We start from the raw sequence: 26559 nt of genomic DNA, 5'->3' as shown, positions 1-26559 counted from the left end.
CCACCGACCCGAAGGAGCCTGCGTGACCGCCGAGCACCCCGTCCCCGCCGCCGCCGAGACGGGCGGCGGCGCCGGCCCCGCGGGCGCCGGTCCGTCGGCCGCCCTCCCCGAGGACCACCTGGTCACCACCCTGCATTCGCTCGCGCTGCCGGAGGGGCCCCTCCACTACACGGCGACCGCGGGCACCGTGGTGCTGAAGGAGGAGCCCGACGGCGAGGCGTACGGCCGCGGCGCCGCCTACGCGGAGCTGTTCTCCGTCTCCTACGTCGCCACCTCCTCCTCCGCGCAGCGCCCGGTGCTGTTCGCCTTCAACGGCGGGCCGGGCGCCTCGACGGTCTGGCTGCACCTGGGGCTGCTGGGACCGCGCCGGGTCGAATCCGGGGACGCCGGCGCTCCCGCCGCGCCGCCGCACCGGCTGCTGGACAACCACGAGACGATCCTGCGGGACGCGGACCTGGTGGTGGTCGATGCGATGACCACCGGCTACTCCCGTCCGGTGCCGGGGCAGAAGCCGGACCGCCACCACGGCCTGGCCGCCGATCGCGACCTCATCGCCTCCTTCGTCATCGACTGGCTGACCCGGAACCAGCGCTGGACCTCGCCGATCTTCCTGGCCGGCGAGTCCTACGGCACCACCCGCGCCGCAGCCGTGGCCGCGCAGCTCATGGACCGCTACTACCTGGCGGTGGCGGGGATCGCGCTGATCTCCCCGGTCCTGGACTTCGGCACCATCAGCTTCACCGCCGGCAATGACCGCCCCTACCTCCACTACCTGCCCACCTACGCCGCCATCGCCCATGCGCACGGCAGGCACGAGGGCCGGCTGCTGCAGGACGTGGTCGACGAGGCCGAGGCCTTCGCCGAGCAGGACTACCCGGCGCTGCTCGCAGCCGGGCTGCGGCTGGCCCCCGCGCAGAAGGCCGAGGCCGCCGCCCGGATCGGTGCGCTGATCGGGGTGGATCCCGACTGGGTGGAGCGGGCCGACCTGCGCGTCGAGCACATGGCCTTCCTCGCCGAGCTGCTGCGCGCACAGGGGCTGGTCGTCGGCCGCATCGACGGCCGCTTCACCGCGCCCGCCGGTGACGGCAACGCCGGGAGGATGGAGACCGATCCGTCGATCGACCAGCTCGCCCCCTCCTACACCGCCACCATCAACCAGTACCTGCGCGGCGAGCTCGAGTTCAGCACCGACGTGGTCTACGAGATCATGTCCGGCCGCGTGCGCCCGTGGAGCTACAAGGACTTCGAGAACCGCTCGGTGGAGGTCGCCTCGGACCTCGCACGGCTGCTGCGGAAGTCCCCGCACACCCGGCTGCTGGTCTCCCACGGCTACCACGACGCCGCCACCCCCTTCCACGCCAGCGAGTTCGTGCTGGCCCAGCTCGCGATCCCGCGCGAGGACTACACCGACCGGATCCGGGTGGAGTACTACGAGGCGGGGCACATGATGTACTGCCACGAGCCCAGCCGTCTGGCCCTGTCGCAGCACCTGAGCGAGTTCGTCACCGGGCAGTCGACGACAGCCGGCGACGGAGCCTGACCGCCCCCACGGTCACCGGTCACGAGATCATCGTCGCGCTCGTCCCCGTCGGCCCCTCCCGGTCGGTCACCGCCCGCGGGCCCACCGGACCGCCCGACATGGTGGACTGGGTCCATGGACAGCCCTCTGATCGAAGACCACGCGCTGCTCTCCGACCAGCGCACCACGGCCCTCGTCACCCGGGACGGGAACATCGACTGGCTCTGCCTGCCCCGCTTCGACTCCGACGCGGTGTTCTGCTCGCTGCTCGGGGACGAGGAGAACGGGCACTGGTCGCTGCGGATCGCGGACGGTGAGGTCGTCTCCCGGCGCTACCTGCCCGGGACGATGGTGCTGGAGACGCTGTGGCGCTCCCCCACCGGCACCGCGACGGTCACCGAGTTCCTGCCGATCCTCGAGGACGAGACCACCGCCCACTCGCTCAGCGGCGACATCAACGACCACGCGGACCTCGTGCGCACGGTGGCCTGCACCGACGGTGAGGTCGAGGTGGTCCAGGAGCTGCGGATCCGCTTCGAGTTCGGGAGCGTGACCCCGTGGGTGCGGCGCGACGAGGACCGTGCCGGCGCCGAGGTGCTGCTCGCGATCGCCGGCGGTGACGGTCTCGCGCTGCACGGCCCGTCGCTCGCGGCGGTGCCCGGGGAGCGGGTCCACCGCGGCAGCCATCGCCTCGGCGAGGGGGAGAGCGCGTCCTGGACGCTGACCTGGTTCCCCTCGTGGGTCGAGGTGCCGCCTGCGGACGATCCGGCCGAGCAGCTCGAGCGCACCGCCGCCCAGTGGCGCGACTGGCTGGGGCAGGTGCGGGTCGAGCACGAGCATGCCGAGCCGCTCGCGCGCTCGCTGCTGGTGCTGCGGGCGCTCACCCATCGCCGCACCGGCGGGATCATCGCGGCGGCCACCACCAGCCTGCCCGAGGACTTCGGCGGGGTGCGGAACTGGGACTACCGCTTCTGCTGGCTGCGGGACGCGGCGCTCTCGCTCGAGGCGCTGCTCACCCACGGGCATGTCGAGGCCGCGCTCTCCTGGCGGAACTGGCTGCTGCGGGCGATCGCCGGCGACCCCGAGCACCTGCAGATCATGTACACGATCACCGGCGACCGAAACCTGCCCGAGCAGGAGCTCGAGCACCTGACCGGCTACGAGGGCTCCCTCCCGGTGCGGATCGGCAACGGCGCCGCCGCCCAGTACCAGGCCGACGTGGTGGGCGAGGTGATGATCGCGCTGGCGATGATGCGCGATCAGGGCATCGAGGAGTCCGAGTGGTCCTGGCCGCTGCAGAAGGCCCTGGTCCAGTACACGGTCGACCACGTCGACGAGCCCGACCACGGCATCTGGGAGATGCGCGGCGAACCGGCCTTCTTCACCCACGGGAGGGTGATGGTCTGGGCGACCTTCGACCGGTCGATCAGCGCGGTCGAGGAGCACGGGCTGCCGGCCTCCCCCGAGGAGCTCGAGGTGTGGCACCGGCTGCGCGAGCAGGTGCGCGAGGAGGTGCTGCGCGACGGCGTCGGCGAGGACGGCGCCTTCCGCCAGACCTACGACGGCACCGAGGTCGACGCCTCGCTGCTGCAGATCCCCCACACCGGCTTCCTGCCGCCCGACGACCCGCGCATGCTGGCCACCGTCGCCCGGATCGAGCAGGACCTGCAGACGCCCGACGGGCTGATCCTGCGCTACCGCACGCAGGGCCGGGACGGCCTGCCCGGCGACGAGCATCCCTTCCTGGTGTGCTGCTTCTGGCTGGTCGAGCAGTACGCCGCCAGCGGCCGCCTCCAGGACGCCGAGACCCTCATGGAGTACCTGCTCAGCTGCGCCAACGACCTGCACCTGATGGCCGAGGAGTACGACGGCACGGCCGGTCGGATGGCCGGGAACTTCCCCCAGGCCTTCAGCCACCTGGGCCTGATCCGCGCCGTCGACGCCCTCGCCGAGGCCCACGCGGCCGCCTGACCACGCCTCGCGAGTCGGCAGCCGCGGCGGGGCCGGCCGTGGCGACTGCGGCGGCCGCGCCGGCCCGACTTTGCGCCCTGAGGACCCATGCGCCCGCCACCATGGGTCCTCAGCCCGCAAAGTCCGGCGCCGACGTCCGCGGAGGCGGGCGCCGCAGGTCCGCGCCGGGCGCTGCCTGCGGCGCTCAGCCGGCCTCGCGCAGCGTGGCCTGGCGCGTGGTCCCGTCGGCGAGGCTCAGGGTCGCGACCACCGCCGGATGGGGGTCGGAGTCGTCCTCGATCGGCCACCACGCGGCGAAGCGTCCCTCGGCGAGGCTCGCCTGAACCGGCCCGGCACGCGTCGCCAGCACCAGACCTGTCACCTCCGGCCCCACGTGCCCCGTGACGGCGGTACGCCCGTGCGCCTGCCACCCGTTCTGCACCGCGGCGTCGGAGAAGGTCGTCTCGACCATGACCACCGCTGCGCTGTCCGGCGTCGGGAGAGCCGCGGTGGTGTCCTCCACCGAGGTCATGCCACCGATGGGCTCCTGCCCCGGGACGAGGGTCGCTGTGCACAGCAGCTCTCCGCCCGCACCGTCGCTCGCGAGAACCAGGGTGGTGTCTCCCCGTCGCTCCTGCAGCACCGGCCGGAGCTGCGGGGACTGGACCTGCCACCAGCGCGCGCACTGCTGCACCCCAAGAGCGTCCGCGCCGACCGGCTCCCCGACGGCGGTCCACGTCGCCGAGGCCGTCGTCGGCCTCATGACGTCGAGGGCCACACCGCCCGCGACGACCAGAGCGGCAGCGGCCGCGACAGCCACGAGTCCGGTGCGCAGGGGCCTGGGCCGGACGCGTGGTGGAGGCGCGACCGGCCGGGAGCGCGATGTGGCGAGGATCCGTCGCAGATCGGCGTCGGCTCGGTCCCTTCGGGCGCCTGCGATCGGAGGGGCGGGGTCGAGCGCGCGCAGTGCGTCGTCGAGATCGTGGGTCCTCATGAGGTCGCCTCCCAAGCGGCATCGGCCGTCGGTCCATGAACGCGAGCGCCTGTGGGCGGCGAGGTTGGCGGCGAGGCCTCCTCGAGGAGCCGCCGCAGGCGCCGCCGGGCTCGGGACAGCCGCAGCCGATAGGCGACCGGCGTCGTGCCCAGCACGTTCGCGGCGGCGGCGGACGTGAGGCCGTCGAGCACGGCGAGCGCGAGCACCTCCTGGTCGCGCGCCGACAGCACCTCCCACGCTCGCACGAGGTCGATGCTCAGCGCCGACAGGCCATCGTGGGACTCCGCGGCTGTCGGCCCGACCTCGACCAGGCGCACTCCGAGTGCCGCCCTGCGGAGCGCACCGCGCCGCGAGTTCGCCATGGTGCCGCGGGCGATCCCGAACAACCAGGCCCGGGCGTCGTCGGGCGCAGCGGGGAGGTCGTCGAAGCGGCGCCACGCCGTGAGGAAGGCGTCCGCGACGACATCCTCGGCACCGTCCTCACCGTGCCGACGGCGGACGAAGCGGAGGAGGTCCGCGTACGCGTCACCGAACAGGGCGGTGAAGCGCTGTTCGTCCTGGGGTGTGCTCACATCACTCACCTGTCCGCCACCGACCGGGTTGTGTCACGGCTCCCCGGGCCGGCCGCGATGGCCACGGCAGCCCGACTTTGCGCCCTGAGGACCCATGCGCCCGCAGCCATGGGTCCTCAGCCCGCAAAGTCAGCCGCCGGCGTCCGCGGAGGCGGGCGGCGCAGCCGTCGGCCGACAGCCGTCGGGCCCCGGCCCTCCCGCCGCAGCGAGTGGTCCGGGGCCCGAGGTGACGAGCGCGAGTGGGCTCAGGCGCCCTGGTGCGAGGCCATCTCCGCCGGGTTGCCGCCGCGGCGGCCGGCCTCGCCCTTGTGCAGCGCGGTGATCTGCTCGACCTCGTCCGCGGAGAGCTCGACCTCGAGCGAGGCGAAGTTCGCGGCGATCCGCTCGGGGGTGACGGACTTCGGGATCACCACGTTGCCCAGCGCGAGGTTCCAGGCGATGGTCACCTGGGCGGTGGTGACGTCGTGGGCCTCTGCGATCGCGGTGATGACCGGGTCCTCGAGCTCGCCGCCGCCCTGGCCCAGCGGGGACCAGGACTCGGTGACGATGCCCTTGGAGGCGTGGTACTCGCGCAGCTCGGGCTGGTTGAAGTAGGGGTGCAGCTCGATCTGGTTGAGCACCGGCAGCACGCCGGTCTCGGCCTCGAGCTGCTCGAGGTCCTCGATGCGGAAGTTCGAGACGCCGATGGAGCGGATGCGACCCTGCTCCTGGAGCTCGATGAGGGTCTTCCAGGTGTCCACGGCGAGGCCCTTGGGCGGGGCGGGCCAGTGGATCAGGTAGAGGTCGAGCTCGTCGAGACCGAGGTCCGCCATGGTGGCGTCGAAGGAGGCGAGGGTCCGGTCGCGGCCCTGGTCCTGGTTGGGGACCTTCGAGGTCACGAAGACCTCGTCGCGGGGGAGCCCGGCCCGCTGCAGCGCCTCGCCCACGCCGGCCTCGTTGTTGTACCCGCGGGCGGTGTCGACGTGGCGGTAGCCGGCCTCGATCGCCGTGACCACGACGTCGGCGGCCTCGGCGTTGCCGACCTGCCAGACGCCGTACCCGAGCTGCGGGATCGAACGGCCGTCGGAGAAGGTGAGGGAGGGGGAGACGGGCATGATGCTCCTTCGGATCGGGGCGGCGGTTGCCGCGAACGGGCAGACAGCCACCAGGCTAGCGTTTTCCGCCCGGCTCGGAGTCAGCGCCGGCCGCGGAGGCCTCGGGCGCTCGGAGGCCCCGGGCGCTCAGTGGGACTCGCGCGCCACCTCGGAGCCGCTGGCCCCGACCAGGAAGTCGAGATCGGCGCCGGTGTCGGCCTGCTGGACGTGGTCGACGTACAGCCGCTCCCAGCCGCGGGCGGGCTTCGCGGGGGCCTCGGTCATGGCGGCCGACGGGGCACGGGCGGCGAGCTCCTGGTCGCTGAGCTCGACGTCCAGACGGCGCCCCGCGACGTCGAGCACGATCCAGTCGCCCGTGCGCACCCGGGCCAGCGGTCCCCCGGCGGCGGCCTCCGGGGCGACGTGGAGGATCACGGTGCCGTAGGCGGTGCCGGACATGCGGCCGTCGCAGATGCGCACCATGTCGCGCACCCCCTGCTCGAGCAGCCGGGTCGGCAGCGGCATGTTGGCGACCTCGGGCATGCCGGGATACCCCTTCGGACCGCAGCCGCGCAGGATCAGCACGGTGTCGGCGTCGACCTCCAGCTCGGGGTCGTCGATCCGCGCGCGGAAGTCCTCGATGCTCTCGAACACCAGGGCGCGCCCGCGGTGCTGGAGCAGCTGCGGGGAGGCGGCGGCCGGCTTGATGATGGCGCCGTCGGGGGCGAGGTTGCCGCGCAGCAGGGCGATGCCGGCGTTCGCCTGCACCGGGGAGTCGCGCCGGGCGATGACCTCGCGGTCGAAGATCTCGGCGCGCTCGAGGTGCTCGACCAGGGGCCGCCCGGTGATGGTCAGCGCCTCCGGATCCAGCAGGTCCTTCACCTCGGCCAGCACGGCGAGCAGGCCGCCGGCGCGGAACAGGTCCTCCATGAGGTGGCGGCCGGCGGGCTGGAGGTCCACCAGCAGCGGCACGTGGGAGCCGATGCGGTCGAAGTCCTCGACGCTCAGGTCGATGCCGAGCCGGCCGGCGATCGCGAGCAGGTGGACGACGGCGTTGGTCGAGCCGCCGATCGCGGCCAGCGCGACGATCGCGTTGTGGAACGAGCCCTTGGTGAGGAAGCTCGAGGGGGTGCGGCCCTCCCCGACCAGCTCGACGGCGAGCCGGCCGGTGAGCTGGGCGGCCTCGTGGAGGCGGGAGTCGACGGCAGGGGTGCCGGCGATCCCGGGCACGATGGTGCCCAGCGCCTCGGCGACCAGGGCCATGGTGGAGGCCGTGCCCATGGTGTTGCAGTGGCCCGCGCTGCGGATCATCGCCGATTCGGAGCGGTTGAAGTCCGCCTGGGAGAGCGTCCCGGCCCGCACCTCCTCGCTGAGCTTCCACACCCCGGTCCCGCAGCCCAGCGGCGCCCCGCGGAAGGTGCCGTTGAGCATCGGCCCGCCCGGGACCACCACGGCGGGGATGTCCACGCTGGCGGCGGCCATCAGCAGGGAGGGGATGGTCTTGTCGCAGCCGCCCAGCAGCACCACGCCGTCGACGGGGTTGGCGCGCAGCATCTCCTCGGTGCTCATCGCCGCCAGGTTCCGCCAGAGCATGGCGGTGGGTCGCACATTGGTCTCGCCGAGGGAGACCACCGGCAGCTCGAGGGGGACGCCGCCGGCTTCGAGGATCCCGTTCTTCACGAACTGGGCGAGGCCGGTGAGGTGCGCATTGCAGGGGGTGAGGTCGCTGGCGGTGTTGGCGATCGCGATCTGCGGGCGACCGCGGAAGGCGTCGTCGGGCACCCCGCGACGCATCCAGGCACGGTGGATGTAGGCGTTGCGGTCCTCTCCCGCGTACCACTGATCGCTGCGGAGCTGCATGGCTGACCCTCTTCCTCGACACGACGGCGTGCTGCGTGGAACGCTGTGCATGCTACGTCGCATGATGGGGACGGGTGCCTCGTGTCCGCAGGTCAGCGCCGCCGCGCCCCGCTCGGGCAGCAGGCGGCGGGCCGATCAGCCGGTGCAGACGCCCAGGGACAGGGGACGGTCGCTGGGGTCGGACTCGAGCCAGCGGGCGAGCTCGGGAGGATGCACCAGGTGCTCGCCGAGCCGATCCAGCGGCAGCCAGGTGGTGCCGGACTGGCGGACATCCGGAGCGGTGCCCTCACCGGGCTCCTCCCCTTCGGCGAGACCGCACCAGTACGCGACGTTGACCTGGTGGAAGGGCGGGATCGGGGTGCGGTCGACCATCCTCTGCTCGCTCATGACCTCGAACAGGCAGGCCACCTGGTGGACCTCGACCAGCGCGCCGATCTCCTCGCGGCACTCGCGGACCAGGGCGGCGGGCTGGTCCTCGCCGTGCTCCTGACCGCCGCCCGGCAGCGCGAACACCTCGCGGCCGTCCGGGTCGAGGTAGCGATTCATGAGCACCTGCTGCTCGCGGATGATCAGCGCCTTGACGCCCACGCGCGGAGTCCTCATGCGCCCGCCTCCCCGCTGCCCTCGGCGCTCGGCAGGGCGGCGGCCAGATGGACCGCGGCGCGCTCGCGCAGCTGCTCGTCGTCGGTGGCGGCGAGCAGGTCCGCGACCGCGGACCCGTCGCGCAGCAGCCCCATCAGCCGCTGCAGCGCGGCGAGGTGCTCGGCGGCGTCGGCCAGCAGCGGCATCGCCACCAGCTGCACCTCGAGCGTCCGCTCGCCGGCGCCCATCTCCCCGAAGCGCACCGGGCGGGCGAGGGTGGCCAGGGCGATCCCCGGGGTCACCACGTGCCGGGGATCGGCATGCGGGATCGCGGTGGGGATCGGGGTGGGCAGACCGGTGGGGTACTGCCGCTCCCGGGCGCGCAGGGCCTCGGGGAAGTCGAGGGTGACGGCGCCCGCGTCGAGCAGCCGACCGGCCAGCGAGCGCAGCACGTCCTCGGCGTCGTGCACGTCCAGGCGGGCGATGACCACGTTCAGCGCGAGCGGTGCGGCGGCGCCGTCGGCGGCGGACGGTCGAGGATCTGAGTGCATGGTGCCTCCCTGGTAGCAGCGCTCCGATTCTGTCACCCGTCGGCGCCGCCACTGCGTACGCTGGGCGCATCCGGTCCTGGCGCGTCCGTGCGCGGACCCCTCCGCCGCGGGGAGCAGCCGGCAGAACAGGAGTGCGGATGCCCGCCCCTCGCGACACCGCCGTCATCGTGCGGGCCGCCCGGCTGTACTACGAGCAGGGGCGCTCGCAGACGGAGGTCGCCCACGACCTCGGGCTCTCCCGCTCGAACGTCTCGCGGATCCTCACCCAGGCGCGGGAGCGCGGGATCGTCGAGATCGCGATCCACGACCCCGAGGCCCCTCCGCAGCGCGAGCCGGCCCTGGAGGCGGCGCTGCGGGCGGCGTTCTCGCTGCGCGAGGCGCATGTGGTCTCCGCACCGCGCGCCTCGGCGATGGACACGGTGGCGCGCGAGGGCGCGGCGGTGATCACCGCGCGGGCCGCGACGGTGCGCAGCATCGGCGTCTCCTGGGGGCAGACGGTGCAGAACGTGGTCGCCGAGCTCGACGCCCTGCGTCCGCGGCCGACGCCCCAGGTGCTGCCCCTGGTGGGTGGGCACAGCTCGCTGGACCAGTTCGACTCCGGGGAGTCGGTGCTGCGGGTGCTGGCCTCGCGGCTGGGGGCGCGCCCGCAGACGCTCTACGCCCCGGCGGTGCTGGAGTCGGCGACGACCGTGGCCACGCTGCGCTCGGAGTCGAGCATCGGGAAGGTGCTCACGGCGGCCGCGCAGGTGGAGCTGGCCATCGTCGGCATCGGCTCGATGGGCATGCACTCCTCCCCGCACATCCTGAGCCTGATGGGGCTCAGCGAGGCCGAGCGCGCGGCCTTCGAGGCGCAGCAGCCGGTGGGCGACGTCTGCGGCCGCTTCGTCGATGCCGACGGGGTGCCGCTGGGGGCGCCGACGGATCAGCGGGTGCTCGCCGTGACCTTCTCGGAACTGCTGCGGATCCCGGAGGTGCTGGGCGTCGCGGCGGGGGCGGAGAAGGCTCCCGGCGTGCTCGGGGTGCTGCGCAGCGGGGTGATCGACACCGCGGTGTTCGACATCGACCTGGCCCGCGAGGTGCTCGACCGCGCCTGAGGGCCCCGGGGCGACCCCGGCGTAGGTTCGGCGTCGGCGTGCGGGCCGGCGTCGGTGTCGGCGTCGGCGTCGGCGTCGGCGTCGGCGATTGCTTCATCCCGTTCCAGGGACGGGCCGCATCTGGAACGGAACGGCGCAATCCCCGCCCGGGCTCAGTCCTGGCCCGGCAGCTCCTGGACGACGGAGGTCGACGGGCCCGCCGGGACCGCCTCCGGGGCGCTGGGCTCACCGAGGAACAGCAGGGAACCGACGGCGCCGAGCACCGCCAGCCCGGTCACGAAGACTCCCCCGCATCCGCAGCAGCCGGGTCCGATGATCGGGAACGGGATGAACCCGCGCCGTCGGGGGCGGGGACCGTACTGGGGCTGGACCATGGGGGCCTCTCCTCTCGGCGGGAGCGGCGTCCTGCCGCCGCCCGCGCACCGTACCCCGCGGACCCCGCCGTGAGGGCGTCTCCCCTGCTCAGGGCGCCCGACCTGATGGAAGGCAGGAAGTCTCCCCCATCGCGGAGGCTCCGCTCAGGCCTTGCCCTTCAGCACCCGCTCGAAGCGGGCGGTGAGCTCGGGGTCCACCGGCAGCTCGTGGTCGTCGAGGTGGGTGATCGGCGCGGCGAGCCGGGTCGAGGACAGCAGCCAGGCGCCGTCGGAGCCCTGCACGTCCGCCACCGTCATCAGCTGCTCGTGCACCGGGCTGCCGTCCTGCTGGAGGCGGGCGAACAGCGTGTTGACGCTGGTGCCGGGCAGCACGCCGGCGCTGACGGGGGTGGTGAGGAACTGCTCGCCGCGCCGCACCAGCAGGGTGGAGGTGGGTCCCTCGAGCACGTAGCCGTCGCTCGCGACGAAGAGCACGTCGGCTGCGCCGCGGCGCTTGGCCTCCCGCACGGCCGCCATGTTCACCGCGTAGCTGAGGGTCTTCGCCCCCGGCAGCAGCCACGGGCTGGTCTCGGCCACGGTCGTGGACAGTCCGCGGTCCAGCGCCACCACCCGCATGCCGGCGCGGTACGGGCTCCAGTCGTCGGAGACGCGGGCGTGGATCCAGCAGGTGGGCACGCCGGTGCCCTCGATGCCGCGGGTGAGCATGACCCGCACCGTCAGCTCGGGCACCGCGGGGTGGGCCTCGACGGCGGCGTCCACCGCCTCGGCGAGCGTGGCCTGGTCGGGCTCGGGCAGCTCGATCCGGGAGGCGCTGCGGGAGAGCCGCTCGAGGTGGGGGCCGACGTTCACGGGCGTCCCGTCGAAGACGCCGATGGTCTCGAAGACGCCGTCGCCGCGGGTGGCGACGAGGTCGGTCACCAGGAGCTGCGGGATGGCGGGGTCTGCCAGGTGGAAGCGGGCGGCGCCGTCGGCCGGGCCACCGGTGACGCCGGGGACGAGGATGAGGACCGGGCTGGGGGTGTCCGGGGTGGACGTGGTCATGTCACTGCTCCTGGTCGCTGGGCCTCACCGTGATGGAGGCCGTCCGACCAGGGTAGTGCGCCGGGTGCGCGGGGTCAGCGCGGGGCGCCGTCCGCCCCGGCGTGCCCGATGTCCCCGCTGATCCGTGCGGCGCTGCCGGCGCCCGGGGCGATGGCGTCACCGGCCCCGGATCCCCCCGCCGGGCCCGGCTCCGTGCCCTCGCCGATCAGCGCGCTGATCCCGCCCCCGAGGCTGCCGAGGAAGGACCCGGGGAAGGCGGCGCGCCCCTCGGCCGTGCCGCGCGGATCACCGATCGTCTCGCGGGCCCGCCGGGCGACGACCTGCGGGGAGGTCCCGGAGTCCGACCATCCGCCGCCCAGCCCGCCGGGGCTCGAGGCCGCCTCCTGCTCGTCGGCGTGCTGCTGGAGCCGGCGGGCGTGGTGGCGCAGCTCGACGCTGCGATCCAGCAGCCCGGGGCGCACCCGGCCGGTCCAGTCGGCCCGGAAGCGCTCGGCGTCCTCCCCGATCCAGCAGACGCCGTCGAGGGTCGCGGACAGTCTCGACTCGAGGTCCGCCAGCAGCTCGGAGCGCCGCGCGCACACCGCGCCGAGCGTCCGCAGCGCGTCGGTGTCCGCACCCCAGAGAGCGTTCATCCTCTGCCGGCCCCTTCCCCGCTGCCCGGCCCACCCGAGCTGCCCTCATGTCGCCGCTCACGGTAGTGCGCTGCGGCGCGAGCGACCATGGGGAGGACTACCCATCCGCTCAGGCGCCGCCGGGGCCCTGATCGCGGACGAACGCGGTCTCCAGCCGGATCCGCTCGGGCTGCTGCGGGCTGCGGGTGGCGTCCATCCGGAAGCAGGGGCGGTCGGGGTCCTCCGCGGCGGCGGTGCGGAGCGCATCCAGCAACAGGGCGGTCTGGGTGTCGGCGGCGACGGTGCACTGGTCACGGCCGACGGTGCCGTCGCGGTCGGTGATCACCATGCGGCCGGCCCAGCCCTCGCCGTGCGGGGTGAAGACGGCGGCCACCGCGGCCCAGGTCTCGGCGAGGTCCAGCGAGCTCAGCACCACCCCGGCGAGGTCCTGGACCAGGGCGTCCTGGCGGTCCGCGGTCATCCCTGCAGCAGGACGACGACGCGGCCGCCCTCGCGCCAGGCCACGCGCAGCTCGAGCGGGTCCCCGGGGGCATCGACCTCCATCAGGTCCACCCGGGCGCCGACGGGGGCCGAGCGCAGGTCCGCGACCGCGATCGTCCCCTCCGGCAGGCCCTCGAGATCAGCCTCGGCCGCTGCCTGCACCGGCACCGCGGCCTCCTCGTCGGGCTCGTCCAGGCCGAGGACCGCCGCGAAGAGATGACGCTCGATGAGCCGTTCGGCGGCGTCGGTGCGGGCCTCCTCGGCGTCGTCCGCGGCGGGGCCGCGCTCGGCCAGCGCCATCAGCGTCGCCTCGAGGGCATCGGTGAAGCGGTCGAGGTAGGCGATCAGGCCGGGGGCGACCAGCTGCAGGGCGAGGTCCTCGCCGATGCCGTAGACCGCGCCGGGAACACCGTCGGCGTCGAGGGTGAGCACCACCGCGGCCTCGGGGGTCTCGTACAGCGGGTAGTACGAGGTCGGCTCCCCCAGCAGCGTGTACGGGCCCACGTCGGTGCGGTCCTCGACCTGCAGGGTCAGCACGGTCAGGCCCCGCAGCCGGATGCCGCCGAGCTCGTCGGCGAGCTGCTCGAGGGCGGGCGGCGGATCGGCGCTCACCTCCTCCTCGGTGACCGCGAGGCCGGGGATCTGCTCGACGTCGGCCGCAAACCGGGTCGCCAGCGAGGCGAGCCGGTCCAGGACCGGTCGCACCGCGGCGAGGGGCAGCACGGGGGCACCGGCGGGCCAGGACAGGGCGTTGTTCATCGGGGTGCTCACCCGCTCAGTCTGTCACGCGCCCCTCCGCCGCTCAGCCCAGCCGGCGGGCCCCGCCCCCGGGCCGGGTGATCGCCACGGACGCGCCGGTGCGCTCGGGATGCGCGGCGCGGTAGGCCTCCAGCCAGCGCGCGCCGAAGTCCTCGGCGTCGGCGGTGGGCACCAGCGCCCACACGCTCCCGCCGAAGCCGGCCCCGAAGGCGCTCGCGGCGTGCGCTCCCAGGGCGCGGGCCTCGCGCTGCAGGGTGATCGTCTCGGGGACCTGGTTGCGCAGTCCGTGCTCGGCGCCGACCTGGGACTCGTCGACCAGGCGTCCGAGCTCCTCGAGGTCCCCCTCCTCGAGGGCCACGGCGGCGGCGGGGACGAGCCGCTCCGACTCGGCCAGGAACTGCTCGAGCCGGCCCGGGAGGTAGTCGTCCTCGGCGATCAGCTCGCGCAGCCGCGCCACCGCGGCGGGACCGGAGGCGATGACGTCGGCGAGGGTGGGGTCGGTGCGGCCGGTGTCCTCGCGCCACCGGCGCAGGATCTCGGTGACGGCCAGGGAGACGCGGTTGTAGGCGTCGCGGGCGGCGCCGGTCTTGGCGGCCTCGACCCCGCTGACGGCGATGACCAGGGCCAGCTCCGGGCCGAGGGCCACCGTGCGCTCGTGCCGCACCGGGCAGAAGGAGTACTGGACCAGGGCGTCGGGCGCCCCGCACAGCATGGCCGTGTGGTCCTCGCTGCCACCGAAGGTGCCGACCCCGCGGTCCCCGGTGAGGGCTCCGAAGCTCTGCCCGTTCTCGATGGTGCCGAAGTACTCCCCCAGCTGCTCGGGAGTGGTGATCTCGTCCGTGAAGGCCGGGTCCGCGGCGATGCCCGCCAGGTCGATCAGGGCCAGGGCGAGGCCGACCACCAGCGCCGAGGAGCTGGACATGCCGGCCGCGAGCGGCAGGGTGGAGGCGATGGTGATCTCGGCGCCGCGCAGGCGGCCGGGGAAGTTCGCGTCCAACCGCTGGGCGACGGTGCGCACGTAGCCGCCCCAGTGCCCTGCCCGCTCCTCGTGGGTGCCGGCACGGTCGAGGTCGATCTCGACGGTCCCGTCGGCGACCTCGGAGCGCACCCGCAGCACGCGGTCCGTCCGGGCGGCGGCGGTGATGGTGTGGCCGGTGTCGACGGCGGCCAGCAGCGAGCGGCCGCCGGCGTAGTCGGTGTGCTTGCCGAGCACCTCGATGCGGCCGGGCACGAACCAGCGGGCGGCGGCGCGGGCCGCCCGGGCCTCGCGGGTGAGGGCGGTCAGCGGGTCGATCACAGGCGCACCTCGATCCCGGAGAGCGCCTGCTGGACGGCGGCGACGTCCCCGCGCGCGGACATGTCCAGCACCCCGGCGGCGGCCGGGACCACGGTGACCGGCTCCCCCTCGGCCACCAGCAGGCGCACGGCGTCGATGATCTCCAGCTCCCCGCGCACCGACGGCGCGATGCGCTCGCAGGCGTCGAAGATCGTGGGGGTCAGCAGCCAGGCGTTCATGGAGACGGGGGCGTCCTCGCCGTAGGCCGCGAGCGTCGCCGCGTCGGGCTTCTCGACGATGTCCCGCAGGTGGCCGTGCTCGTCGACCGCGATCAGCGCGAAGGCGCGGACGCGCTCGGCGGGGATGTTCGAGCGCTCGACCAGGGCGGTCCGCTCGAAGCCGACCAGCGCGCTGCCGGGGGCGGCGACCAGCGCCGCGAGGGCCTCGGGCGGGTAGTAGTTGTCGGAGTTCAGGACCACCACCCGCTGCTCGCCGGCGAAGTCGCGGGCGGCGGCGACCGCGTCCGCGGTGCCGCGGGGCTCCTGCTGGATCGCGGTGGTGACGCGCACCCGGCCGCCGCTGGTGGCCGCCGCGTACTCGCGCAGCGCCTCGTGCTCGGGGCCGACGACCAGGCAGATCTCGGTGACGCCGACGTCGGCGAGCGCGGAGACGATGTAGTCGAGGAAGGGGCGGCCGACGTCGATCAGGGCCTTGACCCCGCTCGCGGCCACCGCGGCCTGCTCCGGGTCGAGCGCGGCGCTCTCGTCGGCCCGTCGCATGCGGGTCCCGAGGCCGCGCGCGAGGACGACGGCGCGCCGGACAGGAGGGGTCATCTCGTTCTGGTCAGCCACGGCGGGAGTCTACGGGAGCCCCGCGGGCTGCCGGTCGCCCGCCCGAGTAGGGCGCTGGCCTCGGAGCATGCTTGGATGAGGGCGCCCCACCCCGTCACCCCCGGAGGTCGCCATGGGACGCGAGATCGGCACGACCGAGTACACCCGTTCGCAGCGCACCCGGTATCGCCGGGAGCTGCGCCGCAACCTCGACATCTTCGAGTCCTTCCTCGACTCCGCCGAGTTCGTCGACGAGGGCACGGTCGGCGTGGAGCTGGAGATGAACCTCGCCGAGGCCGAGGGCATGGCGCCGGCGCTGCTGGTGGACACCATCCTCGCGGACCTCGACGACGACCACTTCGTCCACGAGATCGGCCGCTACAACCTCGAGGCGAACCTCCCGGTCACCCACCCCTCCGGCTCCGGTCTGCGCGACCTCGAGCAGGAGCTGGGCGCGACCCTCGAGCGGGCCGACGCCGCCGCCCGCCGCCACGGCGCCCGGGTGGTCCCGATCGGGCACCTGCCCACCATCACCGAGGAGCTGTTCGAGGGTGACGCGTGGCGGGCCCCGGGCGCCCGCTACGAGGCGCTCGAGAAGTCGGTGATGCTGGCGCGCGGCGAGGAGATCAACCTCCGCATCGACGGCGAGGGCAAGGGGCTGGACACCACCTTCGACTCGATCGCCTCGGAGTCGGCGTGCACCTCGATGCAGCTGCACCTGCAGGTCCCGCCCGAGCAGTTCGCCGCCACCTGGAACGCCGCCCAGGCGATCGCCGGCCCCCAGGTCGCGCTCGCGGCCAACTCCCCGTTCCTGCTCGGCAAGCGGCTCTGGCACGAGACCCGCATCCCCACCTTCGTGCAGTCGCTGGACACCCGCCCGCCCGAGTACGCGACCCAGGGCGTGCGGCCGCGGGTGTGGTTCGGCGAGCGCTGGATCACCTCGATGTTCGACCTCTTCGAGGAGAACGTGCGCCTGTTCCCGGCGCTCATCCCCGAGTCCCGCGACATGGCCGAGGAGCCGCTGCTGACCGAGGGCGCCTCGCCCCGGCTGCACGAGCTGATGCTCCACAACGGCACCGTGTGGCGCTGGAACCGCCCGATCTACGACCCCGGCACCGATCTGCCGCACCTGCGGCTCGAGAACCGGCTGCTGCCGGCGGGGCCGACGGCCGCGGACATGGCCGCCAACGCCGCCTTCTTCTACGGGATCCTCCAGTCGCTCGTGCACGAGCGGCGTCCGCTGTGGTCCCGGATGAGCTTCGAGCAGGCCGACGAGTCCTTCCAGCAGTGCGCTCGCTGGGGCCTGGAGGCGCGGGTGCGCTGGCCCAAGGTGGGCCGGATCCGGGTGGCCGACCTGCTGCTCGAGCAGCTGATCCCGCAGGCCATGCAGGGTCTGCGGGAGCTCGGGGCGGATGCGGACGTCGCCGCGCACTACGGCGGCATCCTCACCGAGCGCGCCCGCACCGGACGCAACGGCGCTCGCTGGCAGATCGACACCGTCACCTCGCTCGAGCTGCGCGGCGCGGACCGCGCCGAGGCGCTGGCGGAGATGACGAGCCTGTACCGCGCCGCCGTGGACAGCGGAGAGCCGGTCCACGCCTGGGCGGTCCCCGCCCGCCTGCGCAGCAGCTGAGTCCGGGGCGGGCACGGGACCCCCCGTCCCGCCCCGTGTCCACATCATGGGACGCCATCTCATAGTGCAGTACGATGCCGCGCATGACCTCCTCCCGTCCCGCCCCCGCTCCCGAGGCCCCCACCTCCGGGGCCCCCACCTCCGAGGACCGCTCCGCGCGCATCGCGGTGACCGTCTTCCCCGCCCTGATCCTGCTCGCGGCCGCGGTCGGCTTCTTCGCCCCGGACTTCGGCCAGGTGCTGGCGCCCCACACGAGCATCTACCTCGGCGTCATCATGTTCGCGATGGGCCTGACCCTGACCCTGCCGGACTTCGCCCTGGTGGTGCGTCGGCCGCTGCCGGTGCTCATCGGCGTCGTCGCCCAGTACGTGATCATGCCGCTGGTGGCGGTGCTGGTCACCTGGGCGCTGCAGCTCCCGGCCGAGCTCGCCGTGGGCGTGATCCTGGTCGGCTGCGCCCCGGGCGGCACCAGCTCGAACGTGATCACCTACCTGGCCAAGGGCGACACCGCCCTGTCGGTGACGATGACCTCCATCTCCACCCTGCTGGCCCCGCTGCTGACCCCGGTGCTCACGCTGTGGCTGGCCGGCTCCCTGCTGCCGGTGGACGCCGGCAGCATGGCGATGTCCATCGTGAAGATGGTGCTGATCCCCGTCATCGGCGGCCTGGTGGTGCGCGCCCTGCTGCGCTCCGCGATCGACCGGATCCTGCCGGCCCTGCCCTGGGTCAGCGTCGCCGGCATCTCGCTGGTGGTCATCTCCGTGGTCAGCGGCTCCACCGAGGCCATCGTCACGGCCGGCGCCGTGGTGCTGCTCGCCGTGATCCTGCACAACGGCATCGGCTACCTGCTCGGCTACTGGACCGCCCGTCTGCTCAAGCAGGGCGAGCGCGCCGCCCGCACCACCTCCATCGAGGTGGGCATGCAGAACTCGGGCCTGGCCGCGACCCTCGCCGCGACCGCCTTCAGCCCCACCGCCGCGCTGCCCGCCGCGATCTTCTCGATCTGGCACAACCTCTCCGGCGCCGTGCTGGCGATGTACTACCGCCGCAGCGCCGACAAGCACCAGGTCGACCCCGCCTGAGCGGGCCCGTCAGTCGGAGGCGGCCCGGTCCTCGGGCAGCGGCGCGCTGCCGGTGCGCGAGGACAGGGTGCCGTGGTGCCCCGCGGTCGTCGGCTCCTCCCCGAGCTCCTCGTACGGATCGCTCATCACCGGCACCTCGCTGGTGAAGGTCGGCTCCACGACGTAGTCGTCGGTGTCGTACTCCTCGTCCTGCTCGCGCCGCTCGTACTCCTCCGGGGGCAGCACCTGCGCCCATTCGCGCGTGCGCATCTGCGGCAGCTCCCCGGCGTCCTCCTTGAGCGCCCGCAGCAGCGCGTACATCTGGAAGAAGCCCATCACGAAGAAGGGCAGGCCCACCAGGATGATCGTGGACTGCAGCGCTTCGAGGCCGCCGGACCCCGAGAACACCAGCAGCGTCGCCGTGATCAGGGCGATCGCCAGACCCCAGAAGATGCGCTGCCCGAGCGGATTGAAGTCCTCATGGCCGTTGGCCATCGAGTCCGTCACCAGCGCGGCGGAGTCCACCGAGGTCACGAAGAAGATGATCACCAGCAGGATCGCCACCGCCGAGACGACGAACGAGAACGGGTACTGATCCAGGAGCGCGAACAGCGCGCCGGGGATGTCGCCCTGCTCGACCACCCGGTCCACCAGTCCGCCCTCTCCGTTCATCTCGATGTTGATGGAGGAGAGGCCGAAGACGCCGAACCAGATCACCGAGAACGCCGACGGGACGGCCAGCACGCCGGAGACGAACTGGCGGATCGTGCGCCCGCGGGATATGCGGGCGATGAAGATGCCGACGAACGGCGACCAGGTGATCGTCCAGGCCCAGTAGAAGACCGTCCAGGTGTTCTGCCAGCCGGAGTTCGCGAAGGTGTCGTTCCACAGCGCGAGCTCGGGGAGGTTCACCAGGTAGCTGCCGAAGGACTCGAGGGTGCCGCGGAGGATGAACAGCGTGGAGCCGCCGGCGACCAGGATGAAGATCAGCAGCAGCACCGCCATCACGATGTTGAAGTTCGAGAGCACCTTGATGCCCTTGTCCAGCCCCAGCGACACCGAGATCAGCGCCAGCCCGCAGACCACGCCGATGATGATCAGCTGCCAGCCCGCGTTCTCCGGGACCCCGAACAGCTGGCTCAGTCCGCCGTTGATCTGCAGGGTGCCCAGACCGATCGAGACCGCGACGCCGAAGACGGTGCCGACGATCGCGATGATGTCGATGAGCTTGCCGATCGGGCCGTGGATGCGCTCCCCGAGCAGGGGCTGGAAGATCGAGCTGACGCGCGGCGGCAGGTTGCGCTTGTGGATGAAGTACGCGAAGCACAGCGCCGGCAGGGTGAAGATCGTCCAGGTGTGCAGGGTGAAGTGGTAGTACGTGAAGTTCATGGCGTCCTTGGCGGCCTCCAGGGAGCCCGCCTCGATGCCCAGGTCGCCGGCGCGCGGCGGATCACCGAAGTGGCTGATCGGCTCCGCGACGCCCCAGAACATGAGGATCGAGCCGATGCCGGCGGCGAACAGCATCGCGAACCAGGCGCCGCCGGAGTGCTCCGGGGGCTCGTCGTCCGGTCCCAGCTTCACGCGGCCGAACCGCCCCACCGCGATCACGACGAGGAAGGCCAGGAACACGGTCACCCCGAGGATGTAGAACCATCCGAGGTTCGTCAGCAGCCAGTCGGAGGCCGCGGAGACCGCCGTGTTCAGCGGATCGGTGAACAGGATCGTCCCGAGCACGAAGGCCAGGATGACCGCCGCCGATCCGAAGAAGATCACCGGGGAGGTCCGCAGTCTCAGCGCGTCGTGCAGTCGGGTCAGCAAGGTTCTTCTCCTGGTCGTGCGGTCGGGGGCGTCCTCCGGGCCGTCCATCGTCCGGGACGACGCCGTCGGCATGCAAGTCGCCGGTGCCCCGCTGCGAGGACGGGGCCCACTGCCCATCGCGCTCCGGGCCGGGCTCCGATAGCGTGGTCCCTGCACCGCGGCGAGGAGGCCGCGAAGAGGCGGAGGACACCATGAGCAGCCCGTACGGAGCCCCGAGCGCCCCACCTCCCCGCCGTCGGACCGGGCTGTACATCGCCCTCGGCTGCGGCTGCCTGCTGCTGGCCGCAGTGGTGCTCGCGGTGGCCGGGGGCGGGGTGTGGTTCCTCTCCCGCGGCAGCGGCGGCGAGGAGCCGACGCCGGCGCCCACCACGGCCACCTCCTCCGACGGGCCCATCGAGACCCCGGTCGAGACCCCCACCGCGGACGGCACCGACCCCACCGACGACCCCGGCGGCGACACCTTCACCCTCACCGTCTCCTCCCCCGAGGAGGGCACCACGCTGGAGACCAGCGACGAGACGCTGACCACCGAGAACGGCAAGTTCGTGGGGGTCGCCGTCACGATCACGAACCACAGCGACCAGGTGATCGGGCTGGCCGGCGACAACTTCCGCTTCTACGACGACCAGGGCGGCTCGTACCCGCTGCGGTACGCCTCCTTCACCACCTCCGGTCCCGAGCTGCCCGGCGGCGAGGAGGCCACCGCGCTGCTGTACGCGGACGTGCCGGTCGACATGGTGCCCGCCTCCATCAGCTACACCGACCAGGTCGCCACGGGCGGTGCGGAGATCACCTTCCCCGTCGGCTGACCCGGATTCCCAGGGAACGGACAGGAGCGTCGCAGTGCTTTCCAGGACAGGGTGTGTTCACTCGTCCTCAACGCGTCACCGGAGGAACCGCTGACTGAGGAGGAGGCGGCTTCCGCTGATCCGGGGCGCGGGGGAAAGGGATGGCCCCGGCTCGTGGGGACGAGCCGGGGCACTTTCCTGTCGGGGGCGGTGCGGCCCGGGGCGGCGCGGGTCCCGCCCGCCCGGTCAGTGCCGCAGGTCGATCCCGAACACCCGCCGGATCTGGGCCACCGCATGGCGGGTGAACCGCCGGTCCGACGGCGTCGAGGCGAAGGGCAGCACGAGCCCGGGATGATCCGGGTGGGTGACCTTGCCGTGGCTCGCCCCCGGGGTCAGCACCAGGCCCGCCGCCGCCATCCGTCGCAGCAGTTCGGACCGGGTGGTCGGATGCCGGGTGCCGCGGCCGCCGCGGGCGCTGGGCCCGGCGGCGTCCTCGGCGCGGTCCAGCGCCGGCTCGTAGTCCTCGGGTCGCACCGACAGGGCGTACCGGGTGGAGAACAGGCCGATCACCGCGTTGTCGGCGCGACGCACCTGCACCACCAGGTCGCCGCGCAGGAAGTGGTCGCTGGTGCCGGCGTCGGCGGTCCAGGCGTCGTCGGGGTCCGCGACGGTCTGCACGATCCGCTCGGTGGGCAGTCCGGCCACCCCGACGGCGCGGATCTCCGCATCGAGGATCCGCAGCGGCCGCGGCAGCGGGCGCGGATCGTCCGCATCCAGAGTGTGCACGGCCTGGGCCGGTGGGGCGGGCAGCGCCCGCGGGGGCTCGAGGGTCTGCTCCCGACGTCGGGGCAGGCGGTCCGACGGGGTCGCGCCGGTCCGGGCCTGCGTCGCCCTCTCCGGCGCACCGGGACGGCGACCCGCTGCGCTCCAGTCGACCGGGCGCACCCGCTGCGCCGGGTCCACGCTCCCCCGCAGCGCCCGCGGGGTGGGGCGGGGCGGGCGCGCGGCACCGCCCGAGCTCGTCGATCCGGCCATCGTCTCCCCCGTCTCAGCCCATGTCGTCCGCTGCCCTGATGGTGGCATGCCGGTGGGGTCCAGTAGCGTGAGGAGCGTCGTCCCCCGCCTGCCGTGAGGAACCGCGTGTCCGCTCGCACCGCTCGTCCCCGTCCCTCCCGCTCCCGTCTGGCCGGTGCCCTGCTCGCCGTGGCGCTGGTCGCCGCGGGCTGCGGGGGCGCCGAGGACCCCGCGCCGGAGGGTGCCGCCACGTCGTCCGCGGTCTCCGACGCGGGCGGCGCCTCCAATGGCGGCGGTGCGTCCGACGACGGCGGCGCCTCCGACCGCGGTGGGCGCAGCGCCGCCCCGCTCCCGGTGGAGCCCTACCCGGTGACGCCGGCTCCCGACGGGTTCACGCCGCCGGACGCCTGCTCCGGGGAGGGGGCCTACTTCGTGGAGGTCGGCGGCACCGCCACCCCCGCGCTGCCCGAGCGCGCCGGCGAGAGCCTGACCATCGCCCTGAGCGGCATCCAGGGCGCCGACGCGCAGCTCACCGCCACCCTCGGCGACAGCGATCCGCGACCGATCCAGGACATCACCCTCGGCGAGAGCGTCACGATCGACCTCTGGACCCTCTCGGTGACGAGTGTCTGCGACGCCACCCAGCAGGTCGAGTTCGACCTCATCGACTGACTGCCCCGGCGGCCCCGCGTCTCGCGCCCGCGCCCGTCGCATCCCGCCGGCGCCTCCGCCGCCGCCGAGGATTGCGCGCTGAGGACCGATGTCGGCCGCGGCATGAGTCCCCAGCCCGCAAAGTCGCGCCCACCGCGCCCACGCCGGGTGCCCCGCCCGCCCCGGGCCGGGCACGGCATGATGGAGCGATGCCCGCCCCCAGCCCGCCCCGCACCGCTTCGATCTGGGGGCGATCGGTGCCGGGCTCCCCGTCGCCGGGGCCCGCGAGGAGCTCGAGGCCGCCGCCCGCCGCGGCGCGCTGGTGGTCACGGCGCCGCCCGGCACCGGCAAGACCACGCTGGTGCCGCCGCTGATCGCGAACCTCGTCGGCGGCCTGACCCTGGTCACCCAGCCGCGCCGGGTCGCGGTGCGCGCCGCCGCCCGCCGCATCGCCCAGCTCGACGGCAGCGAGCTCGGCGGACCGGTGGGGTTCACCGTGCGCGGGCAGCGGCAGGTCGGCCCCGCCACCCGATTGGAGATGCTCACCCCGGGCGTCCTGCTGCGCCGCCTGCTCGCGGACCCGGAGCTGCCGGGGGTCGCGGCGGTGCTGCTCGACGAGGTCCATGAGCGTTCCCTGGAGACCGATCTGCTGCTGGGGATGCTCGCCGAGGCGCGGCAGCTGCGCGAGGACCTGCTGGTCGGCGCGATGTCCGCGACGCTCGACGCGCAGGCGGTGGCGGGCGTGCTCGAGGGCGCCGCGATCGTGGCGGTCCCCAGCGCGCTGCACCCGCTGACCGTCTCCTACGCCCCCTCCCCCGCCCCGCGGCTCGACGCGCGCGGCATCACCCGCGACTACCTCGACCACCTCGCCCGCACCGTCGCCCGCGCCCAGCGGGACGCCGCCACCGATGCGCTGGTCTTCGTCCCCGGGGCCCGCGAGGTCGACGAGGTCGTGGCCCGCCTGCCGAACCTGGTCGGCCCCGCGGTGGAGGTGCTCCCCCTGCACGGACGCCTGTCCGCCGCCCAGCAGGACCGCGCCACCGGCGGCCGTCGCCCCGGCGAGCCGCCGCGGATCGTGGTCTCGACCGCCCTCGCGGAGAGCTCGCTGACGGTCCCGGGGGTGCAGCTGGTGGTCGACGCGGGCCTGTCCCGGGAGGTGCGCCGGGACCGCGGCCGCGACATGTCGGGCCTGGTCACCGTCAGCGCCTCCCGCGCCGCGGCCGAGCAGCGGGCGGGCCGCGCCGCCCGGCAGGGACCGGGCCAGGCGGTGCGGGTCTTCGCCGAGTCGGACCTGGCGGGGATGCCCGCGCAGGCCCCACCCGAGATCACCGGCACGGACCTCACCGATGCGGCGCTGTGGCTGGCGTGCTGGGGCACGCCCCGCGGGGACGGGCTGCGCCTGCTCACCGCGCCGCCGCGGGCGGAGATCGCCGCCGCCGAGGCCACCCTGCAGGCCCTGGGCCTGGTGGACGCCGACGGCCGCCCCACCCCCTCGGGCCTGCGGGTCGCCCGGCTGCCGATCGGGGTGCGCGAGGCCCGCGCCCTGCTCGACGGTGCCCGCCGCCTGCCCGGCGCCGAGGCCGCCCGCACCGCCGCGGAGGTGGTCGCCGCGATCTCCGACGACCACCGCCCCGTCGGCGCGGACCTGCCCCGCCTCCTGCAGGACCTGCGCGCAGGCCGCGCCCCGGGCGCCGAACGCTGGCGCCGCGAGCGCGACCGCCTGCTGCGCGTCCTGCGCGATGCCCCGGCCGCCCCCGGTCCCGCCTCCCCGGTCACCGCCCTCACCCCCGCCGAGCAGGCCGGCGCCGTGCTCGCGCTCGCCCGGCCGGAGCGGATCGCGCGCCGCACCGCCGAGGGCTCCCGCTCCTATCTGCTGGCCTCCGGCACCCGGGCCGCGCTCCCCGAGGGCAGCGGCCTGCTGGGGGCGCCCTGGCTCGCGGTGTGGGAGGTGCAGCGGGCGGACGGCCGGGCCGCCGACGGCACCGGGGCCGTGATCCGCACCGCCGCCCCGCTCGAGCTCGACGACGCCCTGCTGACCGGGGCGGGGCTGCTGCGCGAGGAGCGCACCGCGCACCTGGCGGACGGGGCCGTGCGGGCACGGCAGCGCCGCCGCCTCGGCGCGATCGAGCTGCGCTCCACCCCGGTCACCCCGACCGCCCGGGACACGGGGCCCGCCGTGCTCGCCCATGTGCGCGAGCACGGCCTGGCGGCGCTGCCCGCGAACGACGCCTTCTCCACCCTCCGCGCCCGCCTGGCCCTGGTCCACCGGGAGCTCGCAGCCCCCTGGCCGGCGATGGACGAGGCCGCGCTGCTGGAGACGCTCGAGAGCTGGCTGGCCCCGCAGCTCTCGGCGCGCTCCACCCAGCTGGACCGGATCGACCTCACCGGCGGGCTGCGGCACCTGCTGCCCTGGCCGGAGGCCGCCGAGCTCGCCGACCTGGCCCCCGAGCGGCTCGCGGTGCCCTCGGGCTCGAGCGTCCGGATCCACTACCCGGCGCCGGACGCGGAGGACGGCCGCCCGGTGGTGGCGGTGAAGCTGCAGGAGCTGTTCGGCCTGGCCGAGACGCCGCGACTGGTGCGCGGGCGGGTGCCGGTGCTGTTCCATCTGCTCTCGCCGGCCCGGGCGCCGCTCGCCGTCACGGACGACCTGCGGTCCTTCTGGGACGGGCCCTACCAGGACGTGCGCCGGCAGATGCGGGGGCGCTACCCCAAGCACCCCTGGCCCGAGGACCCGTGGACCGCGACCGCGACCGCCCGCACCACTCGCGCGCGGGGCCGCTGAGGGCTCCTCACGAGGTCGCCGCCATCATCACCACGGTCATGTCCTCGACCACCCGCTTCACGGCCTTCGCGGCCGGATGGTCGATCTGCAGGCTCGCGATGCGCCGGTCGAGGTCACGGCGGCCGATGCCGGGCAGGTCGTCCTTGAGGATGCGGTGGGCGATCCGCAGGGCGCGCAGGATCTCGAGCAGGATCCCGTCCTGCAGGCTCGCCGTGGCGGGGGCCTGGACGGCGTCGGCGAGTCGTGCCCGCAGGGCGGTCTCGAGGGTGTCGTCGTGGGTGGGCCAGGTGGTGACGAACCAGGCGTCCTGGCGCGTCACGGCCCCGGCGGCCTCGAACGCCTCGCCCACCACCTCGGTGAGGTCCATCGAGCGGTGGGAGATCACCGCCGTGACGCGCTTGCCGTCGAGCGCCGTGAGCGCGCGCAGCGCCTGATCGAGCACCGGGATCTCGACCGGTGCGGGATCGGTGACGGACACCCGCGGTGCGCGCTCCTGGCTGAGGGCCACCTTCTCGCGCAGGGCGAGCTCGGCGACCGCCGCGGCGGCGAGCGCCTGGCGGCGGAACTGGGTCGAATCCTGGCGGCCGGCGTCGTTGGTCAGGAGCAGGAAGAGCTCCCCGGGGATCGTGTGCGTGCTCATGGTGCCAGTGTCGTCCCTCACACCGGGCCGTGTCGCCCCGGTTCGGCCAGCACCTGCCCGCCTTTCGTCGGTGCCGCCGGCTCGCTTCCCCAGGCTTCCCTGGCACGATCTGCACCATGTCGCTGCTCTCCACCCCGTCCCGCCTGTACCGCGTGCTCGCCCTCGCCGAGGTGGTCACCTGGACCCTGCTGCTGGCGGGGATGCTGCTCAAGTACGTCCTCGAGGTGACCGATGTGCTGGTGCGGATCGGCGGCGGCCTGCACGGCTTCACCTTCCTCGCCTACGTGGTCACCACGGTGCTGGTCGCGGTGGACCAGCGCTGGAGGCTGCGCGACCTGCTCCTCGGCGTGCTCTCGGCGGTGATCCCCTACCTCACGGTGCCCTTCGAGCGCTCGGCCCGGCGCCGCGGCCTGCTCGGGGACAGCTGGCATCTGCGCGAGCGGACGGGGCGGACCGCGCCCGAGCGGCTCGTCGCGCTCGCGCTGCGCCATCCGCTGCCCGCGGGCCTGCTCACGCTCCTGGCCCTCGCCGTGGTGTTCTCGGTGCTGCTGATGCTGGGCCCGCCCACCCAGTGGTTCTCCTGAG

Annotated in this window: 25 protein-coding genes; 9 read left to right on the top strand and 16 right to left on the bottom strand. The window is 74.1% G+C overall.

Going from position 1 to position 26559, the window contains the following annotated elements; all coding sequences use genetic code 11:
• Positions 1-22 precede the first annotated feature (22 nt).
• Together ACOJUI_RS01830 and ACOJUI_RS01825 are read left to right on the top strand one after the other, a co-directional pair.
• Entirely contained in the window at positions 23-1540 is a 1518-nt protein-coding gene (locus tag ACOJUI_RS01830) for a S10 family peptidase (RefSeq protein ID WP_422116410.1), read from the top strand.
• Positions 1541-1654: 114 nt separating this feature from the next.
• Positions 1655-3490, top strand: a complete 1836-nt coding sequence (locus ACOJUI_RS01825) for a glycoside hydrolase family 15 protein (protein WP_422116409.1) — start codon at positions 1655-1657, stop codon at positions 3488-3490.
• 184 nt (positions 3491-3674) lie between these two features.
• Here the strand turns inward: ACOJUI_RS01825 and ACOJUI_RS01820 are convergent, their stop codons facing one another.
• From ACOJUI_RS01820 to ACOJUI_RS01795, 6 genes are all read right to left on the bottom strand, one after another.
• Positions 3675-4232, bottom strand: a complete 558-nt coding sequence (locus tag ACOJUI_RS01820) for a hypothetical protein (protein ID WP_422116408.1) — start codon at positions 4230-4232, stop codon at positions 3675-3677.
• A 227-nt stretch (positions 4233-4459) separates the two neighbouring features.
• The gene (locus ACOJUI_RS01815; RefSeq protein ID WP_422116407.1) at positions 4460-5035 is read right to left on the bottom strand and encodes an RNA polymerase sigma factor; all 576 of its coding nucleotides are present in this window, start codon (positions 5033-5035) and stop codon (positions 4460-4462) included.
• Between the two features lie 245 nt (positions 5036-5280).
• A complete protein-coding gene (locus ACOJUI_RS01810; RefSeq protein WP_422116406.1) occupies positions 5281-6129 on the bottom strand; it encodes an aldo/keto reductase in 849 nt (282 codons plus the stop codon).
• A 126-nt stretch (positions 6130-6255) separates the two neighbouring features.
• Positions 6256-7968 (bottom strand): IlvD/Edd family dehydratase, encoded by a 1713-nt coding sequence (locus ACOJUI_RS01805; protein WP_422116405.1) that lies wholly within the window; start codon positions 7966-7968, stop codon positions 6256-6258.
• Positions 7969-8103: 135 nt separating this feature from the next.
• On the bottom strand, positions 8104-8571 hold the full coding sequence (locus ACOJUI_RS01800; protein WP_422116404.1) for an NUDIX domain-containing protein: 468 nt from the start codon (positions 8569-8571) through the stop codon (positions 8104-8106).
• The gene (locus ACOJUI_RS01795) at positions 8568-9101 is read right to left on the bottom strand and encodes a PTS sugar transporter subunit IIA (RefSeq protein ID WP_422116403.1); all 534 of its coding nucleotides are present in this window, start codon (positions 9099-9101) and stop codon (positions 8568-8570) included. Before ACOJUI_RS01795 ends, ACOJUI_RS01800 begins: the two co-directional genes overlap by 4 nt.
• Positions 9102-9238: 137 nt before the next feature.
• On the opposite strand from ACOJUI_RS01795, the gene ACOJUI_RS01790 reads away from it, so the two are divergent.
• Positions 9239-10195 carry a sugar-binding transcriptional regulator gene (locus tag ACOJUI_RS01790; protein WP_422116402.1) on the top strand — a complete coding sequence of 319 codons (957 nt, stop codon included), beginning with the start codon at positions 9239-9241 and terminating at the stop codon, positions 10193-10195.
• Positions 10196-10347: 152 nt separating this feature from the next.
• Here ACOJUI_RS01790 and ACOJUI_RS01785 read toward each other — a convergent pair whose 3' ends face one another.
• The 7 genes from ACOJUI_RS01785 to ACOJUI_RS01755 all read right to left on the bottom strand — a co-directional run bounded on the left by ACOJUI_RS01785 (position 10348) and on the right by ACOJUI_RS01755 (position 15608).
• Positions 10348-10569 carry a hypothetical protein gene (locus ACOJUI_RS01785; protein WP_422116401.1) on the bottom strand — a complete coding sequence of 74 codons (222 nt, stop codon included), beginning with the start codon at positions 10567-10569 and terminating at the stop codon, positions 10348-10350.
• Between the two features lie 144 nt (positions 10570-10713).
• Positions 10714-11610: an aminodeoxychorismate lyase gene (locus ACOJUI_RS01780; RefSeq protein WP_422116400.1), complete on the bottom strand. Its 897-nt coding sequence runs from the start codon at positions 11608-11610 to the stop codon at positions 10714-10716.
• 74 nt (positions 11611-11684) lie between these two features.
• The gene (locus ACOJUI_RS01775) at positions 11685-12242 is read right to left on the bottom strand and encodes a hypothetical protein (protein WP_422116399.1); all 558 of its coding nucleotides are present in this window, start codon (positions 12240-12242) and stop codon (positions 11685-11687) included.
• Between the two features lie 109 nt (positions 12243-12351).
• Complete coding sequence (locus ACOJUI_RS01770; RefSeq protein WP_422116398.1) at positions 12352-12702, bottom strand: hypothetical protein; 351 nt, start codon at positions 12700-12702, stop codon at positions 12352-12354.
• Positions 12699-13493, bottom strand: coding sequence for a hypothetical protein (locus ACOJUI_RS01765; protein ID WP_422116397.1), 795 nt, complete (start codon positions 13491-13493; stop codon positions 12699-12701). The genes ACOJUI_RS01770 and ACOJUI_RS01765 overlap by 4 nt, the downstream gene beginning before the upstream one ends.
• 31 nt (positions 13494-13524) lie before the next feature.
• Positions 13525-14778: a galactokinase gene (locus tag ACOJUI_RS01760; RefSeq protein ID WP_422116396.1), complete on the bottom strand. Its 1254-nt coding sequence runs from the start codon at positions 14776-14778 to the stop codon at positions 13525-13527.
• Positions 14775-15608: a nucleotidyltransferase family protein gene (locus ACOJUI_RS01755; protein WP_422116395.1), complete on the bottom strand. Its 834-nt coding sequence runs from the start codon at positions 15606-15608 to the stop codon at positions 14775-14777. Before ACOJUI_RS01755 ends, ACOJUI_RS01760 begins: the two co-directional genes overlap by 4 nt.
• Positions 15609-15720: 112 nt before the next feature.
• On the opposite strand from ACOJUI_RS01755, the gene ACOJUI_RS01750 reads away from it, so the two are divergent.
• Together ACOJUI_RS01750 and ACOJUI_RS01745 are read left to right on the top strand one after the other, a co-directional pair.
• The gene (locus ACOJUI_RS01750) at positions 15721-17220 is read left to right on the top strand and encodes a glutamate--cysteine ligase (RefSeq protein ID WP_422116394.1); all 1500 of its coding nucleotides are present in this window, start codon (positions 15721-15723) and stop codon (positions 17218-17220) included.
• Positions 17221-17303: 83 nt separating this feature from the next.
• Positions 17304-18302 (top strand): bile acid:sodium symporter family protein, encoded by a 999-nt coding sequence (locus ACOJUI_RS01745; RefSeq protein ID WP_422116393.1) that lies wholly within the window; start codon positions 17304-17306, stop codon positions 18300-18302.
• 9 nt (positions 18303-18311) lie between these two features.
• On the opposite strand, the gene ACOJUI_RS01740 is transcribed toward ACOJUI_RS01745, so the two are convergent.
• Complete coding sequence (locus ACOJUI_RS01740; protein WP_422116392.1) at positions 18312-20099, bottom strand: BCCT family transporter; 1788 nt, start codon at positions 20097-20099, stop codon at positions 18312-18314.
• Positions 20100-20290: 191 nt separating this feature from the next.
• On the opposite strand from ACOJUI_RS01740, the gene ACOJUI_RS01735 reads away from it, so the two are divergent.
• Entirely contained in the window at positions 20291-20908 is a 618-nt protein-coding gene (locus tag ACOJUI_RS01735) for a hypothetical protein (RefSeq protein ID WP_422116391.1), read from the top strand.
• A gap of 225 nt (positions 20909-21133) precedes the next feature.
• Here the strand turns inward: ACOJUI_RS01735 and ACOJUI_RS01730 are convergent, their stop codons facing one another.
• Positions 21134-21922 carry a hypothetical protein gene (locus ACOJUI_RS01730; protein ID WP_422116390.1) on the bottom strand — a complete coding sequence of 263 codons (789 nt, stop codon included), beginning with the start codon at positions 21920-21922 and terminating at the stop codon, positions 21134-21136.
• A gap of 105 nt (positions 21923-22027) precedes the next feature.
• On the opposite strand from ACOJUI_RS01730, the gene ACOJUI_RS01725 reads away from it, so the two are divergent.
• Together ACOJUI_RS01725 and hrpB are read left to right on the top strand one after the other, a co-directional pair.
• The gene (locus ACOJUI_RS01725; protein WP_422116389.1) at positions 22028-22573 is read left to right on the top strand and encodes a hypothetical protein; all 546 of its coding nucleotides are present in this window, start codon (positions 22028-22030) and stop codon (positions 22571-22573) included.
• Between the two features lie 223 nt (positions 22574-22796).
• Complete coding sequence (gene hrpB / locus ACOJUI_RS01720; protein ID WP_422117593.1) at positions 22797-25334, top strand: ATP-dependent helicase HrpB; 2538 nt, start codon at positions 22797-22799, stop codon at positions 25332-25334.
• Positions 25335-25341: 7 nt separating this feature from the next.
• Here hrpB and ACOJUI_RS01715 read toward each other — a convergent pair whose 3' ends face one another.
• Positions 25342-25974, bottom strand: a complete 633-nt coding sequence (locus ACOJUI_RS01715; protein WP_422116388.1) for a GOLPH3/VPS74 family protein — start codon at positions 25972-25974, stop codon at positions 25342-25344.
• A gap of 116 nt (positions 25975-26090) precedes the next feature.
• Between ACOJUI_RS01715 and ACOJUI_RS01710 the strand changes: the two genes are divergently transcribed.
• Positions 26091-26558 carry a DUF3817 domain-containing protein gene (locus ACOJUI_RS01710; protein ID WP_422116387.1) on the top strand — a complete coding sequence of 156 codons (468 nt, stop codon included), beginning with the start codon at positions 26091-26093 and terminating at the stop codon, positions 26556-26558.
• Position 26559 lies beyond the last annotated feature (1 nt).

Source organism: Brachybacterium sp. UNK5269, from assembly GCF_049266655.1.
In the GTDB taxonomy this organism is placed as follows: domain Bacteria; phylum Actinomycetota; class Actinomycetes; order Actinomycetales; family Dermabacteraceae; genus Brachybacterium.
Note: the sequence above shows the minus strand (reverse complement) of the source record. Positions and strands in the feature narration are given on the sequence as shown.